Source organism: Pseudoclavibacter sp. AY1F1, assembly GCF_002931075.1.
Taxonomy (GTDB): domain Bacteria; phylum Actinomycetota; class Actinomycetes; order Actinomycetales; family Microbacteriaceae; genus Pseudoclavibacter.
Map to the genome: position 1 here is coordinate 22,020 of NZ_PSTQ01000008.1, position 15,114 is coordinate 37,133.

At 65.7% G+C, this 15,114-nt stretch carries 18 protein-coding genes; 6 read left to right on the plus strand and 12 right to left on the minus strand.

The features are described 5' to 3' along the window. Positions 1-43: 43 nt before the first annotated feature. Entirely contained in the window at positions 44-1,573 is a 1,530-nt protein-coding gene (locus C5B85_RS12570; RefSeq protein ID WP_104286482.1) for an ABC transporter substrate-binding protein, read from the minus strand. Positions 1,574-1,732: 159 nt separating this feature from the next. On the opposite strand from C5B85_RS12570, the gene C5B85_RS12575 reads away from it, so the two are divergent. Next, a complete protein-coding gene (locus tag C5B85_RS12575) occupies positions 1,733-2,458 on the plus strand; it encodes a DUF1028 domain-containing protein (RefSeq protein WP_104286363.1) in 726 nt (241 codons plus the stop codon). On the opposite strand, the gene C5B85_RS12580 is transcribed toward C5B85_RS12575, so the two are convergent. Together C5B85_RS12580 and C5B85_RS12585 are read right to left on the minus strand one after the other, a co-directional pair. Then, positions 2,455-3,054 (minus strand): helix-turn-helix domain-containing protein, encoded by a 600-nt coding sequence (locus C5B85_RS12580; protein ID WP_104286364.1) that lies wholly within the window; start codon positions 3,052-3,054, stop codon positions 2,455-2,457. The genes C5B85_RS12575 and C5B85_RS12580 overlap by 4 nt on opposite strands. A 28-nt stretch (positions 3,055-3,082) precedes the next feature. After that, complete coding sequence (locus C5B85_RS12585; RefSeq protein ID WP_104286365.1) at positions 3,083-3,586, minus strand: hypothetical protein; 504 nt, start codon at positions 3,584-3,586, stop codon at positions 3,083-3,085. A 174-nt stretch (positions 3,587-3,760) separates the two neighbouring features. On the opposite strand from C5B85_RS12585, the gene C5B85_RS12590 reads away from it, so the two are divergent. The 4 genes from C5B85_RS12590 to C5B85_RS12605 all read left to right on the plus strand — a co-directional run bounded on the left by C5B85_RS12590 (position 3,761) and on the right by C5B85_RS12605 (position 6,973). Next, positions 3,761-4,123, plus strand: coding sequence for a hypothetical protein (locus tag C5B85_RS12590; RefSeq protein WP_258070770.1), 363 nt, complete (start codon positions 3,761-3,763; stop codon positions 4,121-4,123). 116 nt (positions 4,124-4,239) lie between these two features. Next, positions 4,240-5,088 (plus strand): CPBP family intramembrane glutamic endopeptidase, encoded by an 849-nt coding sequence (locus C5B85_RS12595; RefSeq protein WP_258070771.1) that lies wholly within the window; start codon positions 4,240-4,242, stop codon positions 5,086-5,088. A 95-nt stretch (positions 5,089-5,183) separates the two neighbouring features. Next, the gene (locus tag C5B85_RS12600; protein WP_104286366.1) at positions 5,184-6,710 is read left to right on the plus strand and encodes an FAD-dependent oxidoreductase; all 1,527 of its coding nucleotides are present in this window, start codon (positions 5,184-5,186) and stop codon (positions 6,708-6,710) included. Between the two features lie 44 nt (positions 6,711-6,754). Beyond that, positions 6,755-6,973 (plus strand): toxin-antitoxin system YwqK family antitoxin, encoded by a 219-nt coding sequence (locus C5B85_RS12605; RefSeq protein ID WP_104286367.1) that lies wholly within the window; start codon positions 6,755-6,757, stop codon positions 6,971-6,973. A gap of 43 nt (positions 6,974-7,016) precedes the next feature. On the opposite strand, the gene C5B85_RS12610 is transcribed toward C5B85_RS12605, so the two are convergent. Further along, positions 7,017-7,250 carry a hypothetical protein gene (locus C5B85_RS12610; RefSeq protein ID WP_104286368.1) on the minus strand — a complete coding sequence of 78 codons (234 nt, stop codon included), beginning with the start codon at positions 7,248-7,250 and terminating at the stop codon, positions 7,017-7,019. A 258-nt stretch (positions 7,251-7,508) separates the two neighbouring features. Continuing rightward, the gene (locus C5B85_RS12615) at positions 7,509-8,300 is read right to left on the minus strand and encodes a DNA/RNA non-specific endonuclease (protein ID WP_181064419.1); all 792 of its coding nucleotides are present in this window, start codon (positions 8,298-8,300) and stop codon (positions 7,509-7,511) included. 91 nt (positions 8,301-8,391) lie between these two features. Here C5B85_RS12615 and C5B85_RS12620 point away from each other — a divergent pair, with 91 nt between their 5' ends. Then, positions 8,392-8,835: a hypothetical protein gene (locus C5B85_RS12620; protein ID WP_104286370.1), complete on the plus strand. Its 444-nt coding sequence runs from the start codon at positions 8,392-8,394 to the stop codon at positions 8,833-8,835. A 144-nt stretch (positions 8,836-8,979) separates the two neighbouring features. Here C5B85_RS12620 and C5B85_RS12625 read toward each other — a convergent pair whose 3' ends face one another. The 7 genes from C5B85_RS12625 to C5B85_RS12655 all read right to left on the minus strand — a co-directional run bounded on the left by C5B85_RS12625 (position 8,980) and on the right by C5B85_RS12655 (position 15,070). Then, entirely contained in the window at positions 8,980-9,528 is a 549-nt protein-coding gene (locus C5B85_RS12625) for a DUF6301 family protein (RefSeq protein WP_104286371.1), read from the minus strand. A gap of 32 nt (positions 9,529-9,560) precedes the next feature. Then, on the minus strand, positions 9,561-10,109 hold the full coding sequence (locus C5B85_RS12630) for a DUF6301 family protein (RefSeq protein WP_104286372.1): 549 nt from the start codon (positions 10,107-10,109) through the stop codon (positions 9,561-9,563). Between the two features lie 32 nt (positions 10,110-10,141). Then, positions 10,142-10,669: a DUF6301 family protein gene (locus C5B85_RS12635; protein WP_104286373.1), complete on the minus strand. Its 528-nt coding sequence runs from the start codon at positions 10,667-10,669 to the stop codon at positions 10,142-10,144. Positions 10,670-10,679: 10 nt separating this feature from the next. Then, entirely contained in the window at positions 10,680-13,112 is a 2,433-nt protein-coding gene (locus C5B85_RS12640; RefSeq protein WP_146077948.1) for a hypothetical protein, read from the minus strand. Positions 13,113-13,114: 2 nt separating this feature from the next. Beyond that, a complete protein-coding gene (locus tag C5B85_RS12645; RefSeq protein ID WP_146077949.1) occupies positions 13,115-13,477 on the minus strand; it encodes a DUF6507 family protein in 363 nt (120 codons plus the stop codon). A gap of 64 nt (positions 13,478-13,541) precedes the next feature. After that, positions 13,542-13,868 (minus strand): hypothetical protein, encoded by a 327-nt coding sequence (locus C5B85_RS12650; protein WP_104286376.1) that lies wholly within the window; start codon positions 13,866-13,868, stop codon positions 13,542-13,544. A 53-nt stretch (positions 13,869-13,921) separates the two neighbouring features. Further along, positions 13,922-15,070, minus strand: a complete 1,149-nt coding sequence (locus C5B85_RS12655; RefSeq protein ID WP_308471339.1) for a DUF6177 family protein — start codon at positions 15,068-15,070, stop codon at positions 13,922-13,924. Positions 15,071-15,114: the final 44 nt, after the last annotated feature.

A 15,114-nucleotide genomic window follows, 5' to 3' on the forward strand; every position in this document is an offset into this window, starting at 1 on the left:
TTCCCCTCGTAGACCCGTGTTCTGGGGTGCGGTGCGGCGTGAGCTACGGCGTCAGCGTGGCGTCGCGGAATCGCGTCGCCCGGTCTGCCCGTGCCTCGTAGTCGCTGAGGCTGGGGCTCCACACCTGGATCACCGACGGGTTGTACAGGTAGATGTAGCTGGCGTCGTCGGCGATGATCGTCGCGGCTTGCGCGTATTGCTCTTTGCGCTTGGCCTGATCAGTCTCGGTGCGAGCCGCATCGAGCAGCTTGTCGACTTCGGGGTTCGAGTACTTCTGTGCGTTGCTGCCGCCCGAGCTGTGGTGCTGCGAGTAGTAGAAGTCGTCCGGGTCGATGTTGCCGAGCCAGCCCATCATGAGCATGTCGAAGTTGCCGGAGTTCTGCTCGTCGAGCCAGGTCGAGAAGTCAGGCTGTCTGATCTCGACCGTGATGCCGAGCGGCTCGAGGTTGGATGCGATGATCTGCGCGGCAGTGACGGTCTCCGGGTACTCGCTCGTCGCGAGGAGGTCGAGTGTTCCGCCGGCGAAGCCTGCTTCGGCGAGCAGACGCTTCGATTCTTCGATGTCGGTCGAGTACTTGTTGTATTCCGTGTACCAGACGCTGTCCTCTGGGATCGCGAGCTGGTTGGCCTGGGCGGTCCCGTAGCTGACGGCCTGCACGATCGCGTCGCGATCGATGGCGTAGGCGATCGCCTGCCGAACCCGAGGATCCTTCCACTGTTCCTTGCCCTCGTTGAGCGCGAGGTACCAGTAGTCGCTCGACGGGCTCTGCCCCAGCTCGATGGAGTCGTCGCCGCTGAGCTCCGCAACCTGCTGCGTCGGAACCACGTCGGTCCACTCGATCTCGCCGCTCTTGAGGGCCGCGAGTGCCGTCGAGGGCTCCGAGATGAACTGGAATTCGACGCCGCCGATGCTTGGTGCACCGTCCCAGTAGTCGGCGTTGGAGGCGAGCTCGATGCTGTCGCCGCTTGTGTAGTTCGCGAGCGAGAAGGGGCCGGTGCCGATGGGCTTGTTCGCGATCTCACCGGACTCGACGTTGGCCTGCTCGACGATCGCCATGCCCTTGAAGCCGCCGAGGTTGGACAGCAGGTTCGGGGTGGGCTGCGAGACGGTCACGACAACCGTCGAGTCGTCTGGCGCCTCGATGTTCGTGACGGCGTCGAACTTCCAGGCGTTGGAGAGCTCTTCGTCGATGATGCGGTTGTACGAGTAGACGACATCTTCGCTCGTGAAGTCGGACCCGTCGTGGAATGTGACCCCGTCGCGGAGCTTGAAGGTCCACGTCAGCTGATCTTCGCTCGTCTCCCATGACTCCGCGAGCGCCGGCTGCATCTCGAGATTCTCGTCCGGCTCGACAAGGGTGTCGTAGACGTTCTCGAGGACCTGGAACGAGAAGTAGGAGGAGGTCTTGTGGGGGTCGAGCTGGTCCGGCTCACCACCGATCGCGGCGTGCAGCACCTCACCCTCGACGGTATCTCCGCCGCCGATGTCGACACTCTCACCGGCCGAGCATCCGCTCAAGACGAGGAGCGCGCCGATGGCCGCGGCTCCGATCCCAGCACGTCGTCGTTGCATGGTGCACTCCACTTCGATCATTTTCGTGAATGTTTCATCAGTATGTGGCACGCTTGGGCGAGGTACAAGACCGCCGGGCGGTCGAAACAGGATCGTCACAAACGGTCCCGGCCCGCGGGATTGCCCATCCTGTAGCCCACCAGCAGAGACGAGGACACCATGACTTTCACGCTCTTGGCGCTTGATCGCGCGGCTGGCCTCCTCGGTGCAGTGACCGCCAGCCGCTCGCTGGCGGTGGGCAACGCAGTGCTGGCCATAGACCCCGCCGTCGGTGCCGTCGCGAGTCAGGCATGGACAAACCGTGCCCTCCGGGGCCGCATGCTCGACGCCCTGGCGGCGGGCGAGTCACCCGAAGCTGTCGTTCGTCGCGTCACCGAATGGGACGAGCAACCGGAGCTTCGGCAGACCGCGGTGCTCGACCTCACCGGAAGAACCGGCGCGTGGGTAGGAAGCCAGACGAGCGCGTGGACGGGCCAGCGGCAGGGCCTCGACTATGTGACCGTCGGCAACCTGCTGACGGGACAGGACGTCCTCGACGCGGTTGCCGACTCGTTCGAACGCGGCGGCGCTGAAGCTGGGGACTCCGACACCTCGAAATCGGGCGCAGTCGCCGCATTCGCGCGTCGACTCATTGCGGCGCTCCAGGCGGGTCAAGGTGCTGGCGGAGACGCGCGCGGCAGACAGAGCGCGGCGGTGCTCGTCGCGCGACGGCAGGAGCTCCGCGCGCATCCAGCGGAGTTCGCGATCGACCTGCGGGTTGACGACCATCCGCACCCGGTTGCTGAGCTCGAGCGTCTCCTCGAGTTGCGCATCCGCGACCTCGACGAGGACCTCGCCTCCGGCGCTCGGGCCGCTGTGGAGCCGGAAGCCATAGCCGGAACCTAGCGCTCGAACGGGCTCACGGCCCCGATGACAACAGTCTCCCCGTCGTGCTCGTTCGACCACCAGTGGGCGGTCGAGCATGCGTAGGTCGCGGTGTCCCCAGCATCGAGGACAACTTCCTCTTCACCGTGCACCACCATGAGACGCCCGGACAGCACTGTGACGCTCTCCGTCCCGATGTGCCGAAACGGGCGACCCGCGTTCGTGAAGCGAGGCGGAAGGACCGAACGGATGAGCTGCAGCGTCGACTCGCTGCGGGGCGTCAGCAGCTCGCGCACGGCGCGCTCGTCCTCGGGTACGTCAGTCGGCGTCGGCAACCTGAGCCGCCGGTCAGAGGTGACCACGGCGAAGTCGGGGGCAGAGGGCTCCAAAAGCTGGGTGATCGGCACCCCGAGGGCCGCCGCCAGGCGCTGAATCGATCCGAGAGACGGGTTTCCGATGCCGCGCTCGAGCTGACTGACGAGCCCGAGACTTACCCCAGCCTGCTTCGCGAGCGCGTGCACCGACAGGTCCAGGCGTTTGCGCCCCGCCCGCACGGCCAGCCCGAGCGAGGTGACCGCGAACTGCTCGTCGTCCTCGGAAGCTCGGGGGTCTGCCATGTCGCGAGTCTACCGACGGCTCAGCCGATCAGATCGGAACGCACTGCAGGAAGGTGTACGTGAGCGGGCACGGCACCGAGGTGACCGTAAGAACCGAGGACGGCGTGCATCTTGCCGAGTTGGTGCTGTCTGCCCGGAAGTCGATGAACGATCCCGCAGGGATCAGGAACGAGAACGTGCCCGTGACCGCGTCGACCCTCGTGTAGGTGAACTCCGCACCGTTGGAGAACTGCGTGTTGGGCCAGGGATAGACGACATCTGGGTTGAACGCGACCGTGTCCGAACCGGAGGTCACATACATGGTGAGCGGATCCGCGCCCGCAACCTGCGTGAAGGTGTAAGCCAGCGGAGCGGCTCCGGTGTTGGTGGCCCGAAGAGTACTGACGATGCTGGACAGAATCGGGTCCGGGACACACGGTGGCCCGCTAGCGGCCATAGCGGGCGCAGCGGCTGCCAGGGCGAGCACGGGCACGCTCCACGCGCTTGCACGCATGACGCTGCGGCGGGTGTGGGAATTGCTGATGTCAGACACTGAGGCTCCAAGCCGGCCAAGGGGCCAATGAGATCGAGCTGAGAGCGCTCGCATCTGAAGAATAGCCACTCCGGGATGAACTGCGCGTTTCGAGGTCCCCCGCACGCAACGCCGTGCCTAGGCTTGCGACATGCGCGATCGTGCCGCCCCCAATCTCAACCGCAGCGGAGAGCGATGAGCAACCGGCCAATCGCACAGTTGCCGGGGGCCGCGCGGATGCTGTGCCTCAGCCGGCGGGACGGCGAGATCTGCACCCGCCGGGCCGGGCACCTCGGCCTGCACAACCGGACAGGCTCGAGCATCCTCTGGAGCGATGTCAACGCCGACCAACCTCGGTGCCCCGGGAGTGGTTCCGCCGCGACCCCCGCCCCGAGGCTCGCCGACGGCTACCCGAACGGACTCGCGCTCTGCCCTGTCTGCTTCGCGTTTGTCGCGTTGGACGTCGGAACGCTCAGCGAGCATGACTCCTGGCGCGGCGACGCCACTCGCGAGGAAGCCGACCAGCGGCGCGAATGGATGAACAGCCACGGCTGGTGACCACGGCGACGGCGACGACCACGACCACGACCAGCCGCCCCTCAACTCAGTAGGCTGTGTGCGCTGGCCGACCACTCCCCCCGAGGCGGCTTTCCCCGACGGCATGGAGCGAGCCCGTGAGCGACGAAACCCGCGACATTGCACCGCGTTCCCCGACGTCTCGCTGGAGGGCGTTCTGGGAGCGAGGCAGATGGTGGAAGGCCGTTGTGCTCGTGGTGGTCTACTACGTGCTGTATCAGCTCGGCGGCTTCCTCTTCTTGCCGTTCCGAGGCGACCCGGAGCCCGGTTCCGCTGCAGCCATGCTCTTCGACTACATTCTTCCGATCGGGTTCGGCGGAGTGCTTCTCATCGCGTTCGGGCTGTCGCTCGGCTGGCTTCGTGAGCTGTTCGGGCGGCAGCCGATCAAGGGCAGAGGGTGGATGTGGATCGCCGTCGCCGTTGTCCTGCTCTTCAACGCGCTCAGATTCGCGTCCCTGGACTACGCGGCCGCCGGCTTCGACGTGGTCGCCGCCTGGCTAGTCGCAGGTCTCTGCATCGGGTTCGCCGAGGAGGTGCTGACTCGCGGCTACGTCGTCACTCTCATGCGCAAGGCCGGCCACTCGGAGCTCGCGACTGCCCTCGTCTCTGCCGCTCTGTTCGCGGCGATGCACTCGGGCAACCTGCTGGAGGGGCAGAGCCTGATCGCGACGGCTATCCAGGTGGTGTACACGTTTGCGTTCGGCATCTGCATGTACCTCACGTTGCGCGTCACGGGCCACCTGATCTGGCCGATTCTGCTGCACGCGAGCACCGACCCGAGCATCTACCTGCTGACGGAGCACCCGGGGAGCGGCCCATTGACGACGTTCGCTGGGTTCGGGAACATCGCCGTCATCCTCTTCGGCCTCGTGGCGATCGTCTTCATCCGGGGACGGGTCGCTGCATCTGCCGGCACTGCATCGCCGGCGCTGGAGCCGAATAAGTAGGCGAGCCCCCGGAGGCATAACCACCCGGAAGTCAAGGGGCCGGAAAACTTCAGAGCCACCTGCGACGCTCTTCCCAATCACACCGGGAGCCCTTCATGACCTCCATTTGGCACGACACGTCCGCTCGCCCGACCACCGACCCTCTCGGCGAGCTGCCGAGCAGGAGCGACGCCATCGTGGCGGGCGCCGGCATCGCCGGGTTGGTCGCCGCGGTGATCCTCAGCGAAGCCGGCCTCAAAGTCACGCTTGTCGAGGCCCGCACGGTCGCGGCGCTCGCGACGGGCAACACCACGGCGAAGTTCTCGCTCCTGCAGGGCTCGCAGCTCTCGAGTGTGCGGCGGAAGCGCGGCCACCAGATCGCGGCGGCGTATGTCGAGGCGAACAGGGCTGGGCTTGATTGGACGGCGGCGTTCTGCGCGGCGGAGGGCGTCGCCTGGCAGACGCGGCCTGCAATCAACTTCGCAACCACGAGGTCCGGGGCCAGGAAGGTCGATGAGGAGCGCGCGGTCGCCGAGGAGCTCGGGCTCCCCGTCGAAACCGGCGGGCACCACGGGCTCCCCTTCACGGTGGACAACTTCTTCGCCGTTCCCGGCAACGGGCAGGTCGACCCGTACGAGCTGTCGATCGCGCTTGTCGCTCGTGCCAGGCGAGCCGGGGCGAAGGTCGTCGAGGGCGTCACGGTGACGGCCGCGACGCAGCACAAGCAGCATGTCGAGGTGCAGGCGACAACCGGGCGGGGGGCTGACCTCGTCTCGTTCTCTGCCGGGCACCTCATCCTCGCGACCGGCTTTCCCGTGCTCGACCGCGGCCTGCACTTCACGCGCCTCACGGCGCACCGTTCGCACCTCGTGTCCTTCAGGTCCGAGCGCGACGTGCCGACCGGCATGTACCTGTCGATGGATTCGGGCGGCCACTCCTACCGGCAGTTCCGTCGCGCAGACGACGACTACCTGCTTGTGGGCGGCGCAGGCCACCAGGTCGGGGCGCCGGTTTCGTCGCGAGCAGGCGTCGACGAGCTGATCGAGCATGCCCACGAACGCTTCCCTGGCCTCACCGAAACGAACCGCTGGGCGGCGCAGGACTACACAAACGTCGATGCGACGCCGCTTGTCGGGCCCATCGACCCGCGCGACGACCGCATCCTCGCGATGACGGGGTTCGCGAAGTGGGGCATGACCAACGGCGTCGCGGCCGCGCACGATCTGGCCGCGCGCATCCTCGGCGAGCGGACCGAGTGGATGAAGACGCTCTACGACCGGGCGCCCAGCGCTCAGGGCGCACTTGGCCTCGTCGAGCGAGGCGCTCACACGGCCGCGAGGCTCACAAGTGAGTGGGGCAAGGCGCTCACGCACACCGACGACTCGGCACCTGCGGAAGGTGAGGGGCGTGTGAGACGCGACGGAGTGCATCCGGTCGCCACGAGCACAGTCGGCGGGGCAACCCGGACCGTGTCTGCCGTGTGCCCGCACCTCGGCGGCGTGGTCGTCTGGAACGACGAGTCGTGCAGCTGGGACTGCCCGCTGCACGCCTCGCGGTTCGAGCCAGACGGGACGAGAATCGAGGGACCGGCGACGACTGGGCTCGCGAGCGTCGAGGCCGGGAGCTCGGGCGACGAACGCTGACTTCAGCGAGACGAGCAGGTCGTGACGCGTGGCACGATGAGCCCATGAGCGAACCCACTCCGCACGAAGAACTCCACAACGACGGGAGCGTGCGCGGTCGCGGGCAGACGCTCGACGGTGAGATGCACGGCTACTGGGAGTGGTTCAGGCTCGACGGGACGCTGATGCGAAGTGGATCGTTTGATCGCGGTCGCCAAGTTGGAGTCTGGACGACCTACAACCGCTCTGGGGCACCGCACAAGGAAACGCGCTTCGGCGACTGACGCCGCGCACCGTCCTCGAGCTCAGCCTGAAATTTTGGCGCGGTCAGTCTCCGCGCTCGCGCGCCTCCCGAGCATCCCGCTCAGCGATCCGCACGCGGCCTTCCGCGAGCTTCGCCTTCAACCACTCCGGCTGATGCTCCTCGTCCCGCGGGAAGTGCTTTTGGTCCGTGACGTACGCAATCGAATCGACCGGCACGTCCCACTCCGGCTCATCGTCGTAGTTGTACTCCGCCGTGAATGCCCCGCGGCAGTCACCGTGAACTTCGCACCAAACCACGTCCCGGCACCCTCCCGGTAGGACGCAGCACGGACAGAATCCATGGCCTTTGAGACGGTGGCTGGTATCCGCAGCGAGTCGTAACGAACGCCATCGTCAACCAGGCGCCCGTCCGCATGAATCGCGCGCATCCGTTCCCGGGTTACCGGGGCAAGAACTGAGCACAGCAAGACCACGGATTCGTCTCCCGGGCGCAATTGGGCTGCCAGCTCTCGCGCCAAATCGTCCGAGGCGATCTTCTCCGCAAAGAAACCCAGCTCACCGTCGATTCGGGAATCTCTTCTTCGTCCACTCGCCATCATCAATCTTGTACTCAACCACAAACTTGTCGGGCACCTTGCTGCCACCTGAATACTCGGGTTCTATTCGTACCTCGATGTTCGTTGAGGGGTCTTTCGCGAGAAGGTCTCGCCAGGAGTTCTCCAGGTTGAAGTGGCTGTCCGCGCCGCCGCGGTTGATTTCCTTGAGCATCGCGGCCATGTTCGTGTACTCGCCGCCACCGCCGTACCCCTTACCGAACAAGTGGCCGCCATCGTAAGCGTCACCACCCTCACCGCCCACTTTCGCCTGCACGCTCGGTGAACGATCCGCCTCACCCAACGACAGATGATCCGTATGCGCCAGCACCGTGCGACCAAGATCGTCCGTCGCGAACACATGCGCCGCGCTCACGCCAGCGGGGACTTCGCCCGCGTTCGGGTGCACCACGTACGTGATGTTGCCCTGCGGCTTGTTGAGGTCGGCGTTCAGGTTGCCTTTGCCGCCGTACGTCGCTTCCACGTAGGTGACCTTGCCGGACGCGTCCGTGTAGAAATCGCCACGCCCCTCGACGTGGTACACCGTGTTGGGCTCAAGGTCGTCGCGCTTCGCGAACGGCGTGTTCTTGCCGGGCCCCTCCCCCTTTGGCACCTCGATCACCTGCAGCGGCTCTGGACGCGGGAATTCCTTCGGCGACTCAGGGAATCCCCCAGGCTCTGCGGAACCGCCAGAAGACTCGGCAGCTCCGCCGTCCTGCAAAGGTGGGCGTCCCGTCCCATCCGGATCGCGCACGTCTTCTTTGCAACAACGATCCAGGCATCCGGGTCCGACTCGGATGGCTTCCAGCTCCGGCCCCGTCGTATCGAGATGTCAGGATGACTCCATGACGACCTCCGACACCTCGATCCTTCTCCGCATCACGCTCGGTTACTGGGAGGGCGACGAGCTACAGCTGCGCTTCCCGCCTGAGCGTCAGGAGGAGGTGCTCGCCCTGTTGGACGAGGAGGGAGTTGAGCACAACACGGGCCTGGAGTTCTCCTTCGGGCCCGCCGAGTGGATGGAGAACGTCACCGTCCTGGGCGGCTCCGCTGGCGCAGCCCTTACTGGCCTCTCGCTGGTGCTGCATCGTTTCTGCACCCGAAACGATGGCAAGAGCGTGGAGTTCGACGTCGACGGCGAAGCGAAGAAGGTCACCGGGTTCTCCCCGGAACAGTTCCGAGCGCTCTTGGAAGAGACGGCAGTGCGGAAGTCAGAGCAGGGTAAGAGGATGCGCAAGCAGTTCGACGCTGAAAACCCGATGCCTGGCCGTACCGACCCCGAGGCCTGATCCTCGAGCCGCTACGTCGAGGCGCTCGTTGCCCTCATACGAGTGACCGGCAGCGCGCATCTTTTGCGCGACGATGAGCTCGGCGTTCGCCTGTAGAAGCGCCCGCCGACCGGCGTCCACCCGTCCGTAGGCGAAGAGTGCGACCTACAGGTAGTCGCTCTCGTCGCCGGTCCCTGGGATGCGATCGCTCGGAATACCGAGGCGTTCCTCGGCACGTTCGATGTCCACGTAGCGAGGATGCAGCACCTGCAGGAGCACCGTCGCTTTCAACGCCTTGATCCAGAGACGTCCGCGGTTCTCCAGTTCCCAGTGGACGTTTCCGTCTTGCTTCCCAGACGGTTCCCCCAGCACCAAAGTGACGGACGCCGCCATGTCCTTCCGGATCGACAGCAGGTCCTTCCGCGCATGCTCCCTCGAGAAGTTACAGAGGTTGACGCGGACTTCAGCCACGTCACCGTCGGCAGTCGATACGCCCACGTCTGAATGGCCATCCGCGGCGTCGAGCATGCCGGAGTAGTAGCTCGCGCCCCTCGCGCGTTTCCGATCCAATCGCCAGCCCAACGAGCCCGCAATCTCGCGCTCCCGCTCGGCGAAGAGCGGCCATTCGACGTCTCGATACGCGGCAGCGATCGGCTGCACCTGTGCGGTATCGGCGACGATGAGTCGGGTGTTCGTGTCTCCTACTTCGGACATGGTTGCTCGGTAAGCCGTCGGCAAGCCACGACCTACAAGTAGTCGCTCTCGTCGCCGGTCCCTGGGATGCGATCGTCCGGAATACCGAGGCGCTCCTCGGCACGTTCGATGTTCGCATAGCGTGGCTGCAGCACATGCAGAAGGACCGTGTAGTCGATGCTTTCAATCCAGATACGACCGCGGCTCTCCAGGTCCCAGAACGCATTTCCGCGCTGTTTGCCAGTTGGCTTGCCCAGCACCGTCTCGACGCATTCGGTCATGCTCTTACGAACCGCCAAGATGTTCTCACTCGAGTGTTCCCGGGAGAAGTTGCACAAGTTGACGCGAACCTCGGAGACGTTGCCGTCCGAGCTCGAGACCCCCACGTCTGAGTGTCCGCCCGCGGCATCAAGCATCCCGGAGTAGTAGCTTGCGCCTCTGGCTCGCTGACGATCCAATCGCCAGCCCAACGAGCTCGCGATTTCGCGCTCCCGCTCGGCGGACAGCGGCCATTCGACGTCTCGAAACGCAGCGACGATTCGCTGCACCTGTGCGCTGTCGGCGACGATGAGTTCGAGTTTCGTGTCTCCTGCTACTGACACGATTGCTCTCCAGGCCTCTGTCAAGCCACGACCTACAGGTAGTCGCTCTCGCTGCCGGTTCCCGGAATCCGGTCCTCGGGAATGCCGAAGTGCTCCTCAGCCCGCTCGATGTCCGCGTAGCGCGGGTGGAGAATCTGCAAGAGCACAGTCAGGTCGATGTTTTTCGCCCAGATCCGCCCGCGGTTCTCCAAGTCCCAGTAGGCGTTCCCTCGCTGCTTGCCCGAGGGTTCCCCGAGCACTGACTTCACACACGCGGTCATCTGCTTGCGCACCGCGAGCATGTCCTTCCGCGCGTGCTCCTTCGAGAAGTTGCACAGGTTGACCTTGACCTCGGCGACGTCGACGTCCAAGTAAGAGACGAGCACATCCGCGGTGCCACCAGCAGCGTCGAGCATGCCTGAAAAATACTGAGCCCCGTTACTCAGGTCCATCTCCATGCGCCATCCGAGACTACCCGCCAGGCGCTTGCCGTCCTCTATGGGAAGCGGCCAGACGACGTCTCGAAACGCCGCGACGATTTCCTGCACGCGGGCCTCATCGGCCACCACCAGTTCCACCATGAGTTCTCCCTTACTTTCCGAGTCCGAGGTCTAGCGCGTTCGGGTTCAACACAATTTCTTGCACGGTGACGCTACCGCTTTCCTTCGCTGTCACAAGCTGGTACGACACCTTGATGGACCCATCGGCGAGCCCTTCGGCAAGTGCAGGATTCTCGGCGAGGTGTTGCTGCAACTGCTTGTCCACGCGGAACACGTCGTTGAAGTACATCGTCGATCCTTGCGGAGCGCGAGTCCCGTCCGGCAAGACACGCCCAGCCTTGCTCAACGAGGAGGCACCACCCTTCGCTTCCGTGATGATCAGTGTGGACCCATCCGCCGACAAACCAACCTGATCGAACGAGTCCTTGCCGTTCTTCGACTCATACAAGAGCGACGCGTCCTGCGAAGCAATCACATCCTTTGCAGCCTGATCGCCCATATCCTCCGAGAGTTTGAGCTGCGCAGTCAAGCCGTCCCGCTCCGCCCAGGACAGCTTTTCGAGCTCAAGCAGTTTCTGAGCGAGATGGGCCTTGACCTCTGGCGCGAGCGTCGGATCAGCATTCACATCACCGATTTGTGCGGCGATCGTCTTCTCGATCGTGCCCTTCGTCAGCTCGGCCTTGCTGACGTCGATGCCGTGCTCGGCGAGCTCGGCGAGTTTGGCGTTCTGCGCAGCGACTGCCTCCACCCGGGCAGCCGCAGCGTCTGTGCGGTCGTCGAAGAGCTTGTCGAACTTCTCTGTCAGCTCCGGCACCGTGTCGTTCACGCCCAGCGTCGCCTTGTACGGGTCGATGCTCGTCGGATCTGGGATGCCACCGTCGGAGGCCGGGACACCCGACTTAGGCGTGGCACCATCTTCTGGATCGCGAACGTCCGGAGTCCCGTCACCGTCGAGATCGGGTCCCCTGCCGCTCGGGTCACGCACTCCCCCGTGCTCGTCGAGCAGCCCACCGGGCGCGCCCGGGGTTCGGTCCTGCCCGGGCATTTCTGGCGTTCGCACGTCAGGTGTTGCCGTCGACGACCACGGGTCTGGCTTCCCACCCGAGGGCGCCTCCGGGATGTGCCCACCGTTCGGTATCCCAGCGAACTGCCCGTCGGGGCCTTGGAACTCGGGCAGGGACTTCACCCAAGCGGCGAACTCGGCGACGCTGGTGTCTGCCTTCGCCAGGGCGTCGGCGAACGGCTTGAGGGCTGCGTTCAACGCGTCGTCTAGCTTCGTGAAGCCGCCGCCGACCGTGAGGAGGCCCTCGGCAAGCAGCTGGCCGAGCTTCACCGAAAGAGAAGCCGGGACCCCGGCGTCGGCAGCGGCGTCCGCAGCCTTCGCGGCTACGGACGAGACCTTCTCACCCAACGCGGTCGCCTTCGCCGCAGCGCCCGCACCGGTCGGAATGAGCACCGTACCGATGTTGAACGTCAGCGAGCCAGCCGCCTGGGCAGGGTTCTTCTCCCAATCCTCCGGCGTGCCGACGAACCCTTCCCAGGTCGTCTTCCACGCCTCATCCCCAACGACAGTGCAGAGCCCGTTGTCCGCGCCATCCAGCCAGTCATCGTCCACGCTCCCCTGCTGCAACCCGTCAAGCAGGTCATCGAGCGGCTGCACGACCAGGGCACCAGCCAGCGCGAGCGTGCTCACCCACGACGGACCCCAGACAGAGCCATCGAAAAAGCCACCCGTCTCCGGGTTGAACCCCAGGACGAGAGTGCCGAGGCCGCTGATCGTCTCGCCCAGGCTCTCCAAGATGCCAGCAGTGAAGTGGATGCCGTCGGTGTGCGCATCGGGAACATCCACACCCCACGGGAGTGCGCCGCCCTCTGCTTCGAACTCCGCGTAGTCGATCGGTACGTACTCGGGGATCTCCTCGCCCAGCACCGTCTCGACCATCGGCAGCAGGACGTTGATGCAGGTCGCGACCTTCTCCGCCAACAGCGTCGCCTGCGTCGTCACATCCGCCTGACGTTCCTCGTTCTCATCCACCCACGGCTGGTACTGATCCCAGTCGAGATGCACGGACTCCGGCTTGTCATCAGCGCTCGGTGGCGGCGAAAACTTGCCCTTCGGCTTCGCCTTCTCGTAGATGTTGTAGGGGCTGTCGCCTGGGATCGTGATGCCGTGCTCGGTCTTGGTGAGGAAGTTCCACGCCGCGACCTTGAGGTCGACGAGCTTCTTCACGATCGGGGCTGCCTCGTCCGCGAACGTCTCCAACGCTCCCTGCGCTGCTGCCGTGTCTGCACTGACGGCGGACGTCATCGTCTCGACCGGGCCCATCAGGCCCAGCAGCAGGTCGCCTTCCGGTGCGACGTAGTGCGTTGCCATGCTCTGCCACTCCAGCGCTGCGTCCGCACCCGCGCCACCGATCGCGGTGCCCGCCGAGCCCAGCCTTGCCGCTTGTTCGGCGATCGTGTCCGTGTCGACCTTCGTGCCAGGAATCGACTCCGGATCCAAGCGCCCGCGCAGATCCACCACGACTACTCGCCCTCGGGCAAGAAGTAGTCGAAGTCCCCATCGGAAGCGGCGGAGAGCGCTTCGTTCTGCGCGGCCTGCACGCCGTCAGCCATCTCATAGCCCGCGTTGACGTACACCGTCGTTGCCTCCTGGGCCCCGAGGGATGCGGCAGCCAGGTGGTTGCCCGCGACACCGCTCTGCTGCAGCTGCGCAGACACGAACGCGTTGATCGCGGTCGCGAGATCCGCCTGGTCATCACACGCCGCAGCCAGCGACTCCGCGATGCCCGGGAACAACGAGGCGTTCGTCGACAGTGTCTCGCTCGGCGACTGCAGCTTCTGCAGCACACCAAGCACGCCATCCGGATAGATCCGATACTCCGACACCAACGCCCCCTCGCCTGGACCGATCCCCACGGCCCGGGATCAACCTACGAGCGAACGGGCATTCCTACAACGGGGAGAACTGCCCCGTGCCGCCTCCGAGCGGCACTACCCAGCCATCCGACAGTCGAGCGATCCCAGCGAGGAGCAGTTCGACTCTGCCCGACCCCCAGCCCTCCGAATGGCCTTCCGTCCACCAGAAGGTGCCTCCGTCTTCGAGGGCGTCGGCGTAGCCCTCTGGCAGCAACCAACGAACGCCAGCCCACGCCTCGATGCGCAGCGACTGCACGAGAGTCAGCTCCGCACCCGTCGACGGCTGCTGCACGTAGAGCCCTCCACCACCCCACAGCGGGGCAGCCACGATGTCGGTGTCGACTACTGCCGCAGCAGCCACGCAGGCCTCCACAGAAACAGGCAACGCTGTGGCCAGGGCCCAATCGCGATGCGTCATTCCGCATCCTCCGACCAGGAATGCCACCCGAGTCTGGTCGCGGCAGGGCTGTCGTCGGCGTCGGCGTCGGCGTGGGGATGCTCGAACTTCGTCAGCACCCGACCCGAGCCGGATGCGCCGAACCTGCTCACCTTGGCGGGGCCGTTGGCCGCTTGCTCCGGGAGCTCGCCGGGGCCAACCGACAGCACCGGGCGAGTGACAGCCAGGACACCAGACCCCACGGTCAGGTCTCGCCTCCCCAGGTCGACAGTGACCAACGCGCTCGTGGCTGTCGTCTCCCGCTCCAGCTTCCGCAGAGCGAGTTCGGCTTCGCGAGGCAACACGTCGCCCTCGAGCAGCAGATGCGTCTCCTCGAGGAGCGCACCGCTTCCCCGGCGCACGTTCATCGTGGCTGAGAGGCCCTCACCGGCGACATAGAGCTGCGTGGGAGCGGGAACGCGGGAGCGCAGGAACTCCGTCAGCTTCCGACGGTCCCAGTCCACCAGCGCCGGTTCCGCGGTGCCCCAACCTGTCGGCACTCGCCCCAGCACACCAGCCAGCAGCTCGACCGACCCTCCGAGCAGCAGGGATGCTGTGGGCTCGTGGCGGATGCGCACAGAGAAGAGTGTTCGGGCGACGCCCGGATCACCGTCACTCATCCAGGCGGCGACCGTTGCCGCCCGCGGTCCGGCGAAGGCCTCGTCCAGCGAGACGGGCCGCACTCCGGTTCCGGCGAAGCGGAAGCCCGCAGCATCCCGGACGATCCACCGCCCACCGGTGCCGCGCATCGCGCGCAGCATCCCGAGCGTCAGCGAGCTCTCGGCGGGTGAGACCCAGGCCACGCGGCCGCCAGCTTCACCCACCGACCGCATCAGCCCTAACCGCATCGCGCTTGCATGCACCACGCGGGCATCAGTTTCGGCCACCACGAAGCCATCACCGCTGTGCGAGACAAGCGGATGCCGCACGCTGAGTCCACCGGACAACGCACCGCCCGTCACTCCCTGAGGCGGTCGCGAAAAGCGCGGCGCTGACGCCGCCTCTCCCCCACCGTCTTCCCGCCAGCTCTGCATTTCGCGCACCCCCATGCGATTCAGCGCAAGCGTAGATGACCCTGGGGCCGACCGCGGCCCGGGAGCCGAAGCGCCTGACTGGCGCCCAACCATCACACGGCCGCGCCAGCGCACAGCGAAAGGCCCCGACTCCCTTG

Excerpts from the sequence above, each read along its gene's own strand:
- C5B85_RS12570 (WP_104286482.1), bottom strand. The coding sequence starts at position 1,573 with ATGCAACGACGACGTGCTGGGATCGGAGCCGCGGCCATCGGCGCGCTC.
- C5B85_RS12575 (WP_104286363.1), top strand. The coding sequence starts at position 1,733 with ATGACTTTCACGCTCTTGGCGCTTGATCGCGCGGCTGGCCTCCTCGGT.
- C5B85_RS12580 (WP_104286364.1), bottom strand. The coding sequence starts at position 3,054 with ATGGCAGACCCCCGAGCTTCCGAGGACGACGAGCAGTTCGCGGTCACC.
- C5B85_RS12590 (WP_258070770.1), top strand. The coding sequence starts at position 3,761 with ATGAGCAACCGGCCAATCGCACAGTTGCCGGGGGCCGCGCGGATGCTG.
- C5B85_RS12600 (WP_104286366.1), top strand. The coding sequence starts at position 5,184 with ATGACCTCCATTTGGCACGACACGTCCGCTCGCCCGACCACCGACCCT.
- C5B85_RS12605 (WP_104286367.1), top strand. The coding sequence starts at position 6,755 with ATGAGCGAACCCACTCCGCACGAAGAACTCCACAACGACGGGAGCGTG.
- C5B85_RS12620 (WP_104286370.1), top strand. The coding sequence starts at position 8,392 with ATGACGACCTCCGACACCTCGATCCTTCTCCGCATCACGCTCGGTTAC.
- C5B85_RS12625 (WP_104286371.1), bottom strand. The coding sequence starts at position 9,528 with ATGTCCGAAGTAGGAGACACGAACACCCGACTCATCGTCGCCGATACC.
- C5B85_RS12635 (WP_104286373.1), bottom strand. The coding sequence starts at position 10,669 with ATGGTGGAACTGGTGGTGGCCGATGAGGCCCGCGTGCAGGAAATCGTC.
- C5B85_RS12655 (WP_308471339.1), bottom strand. The coding sequence starts at position 15,070 with ATGGTTGGGCGCCAGTCAGGCGCTTCGGCTCCCGGGCCGCGGTCGGCC.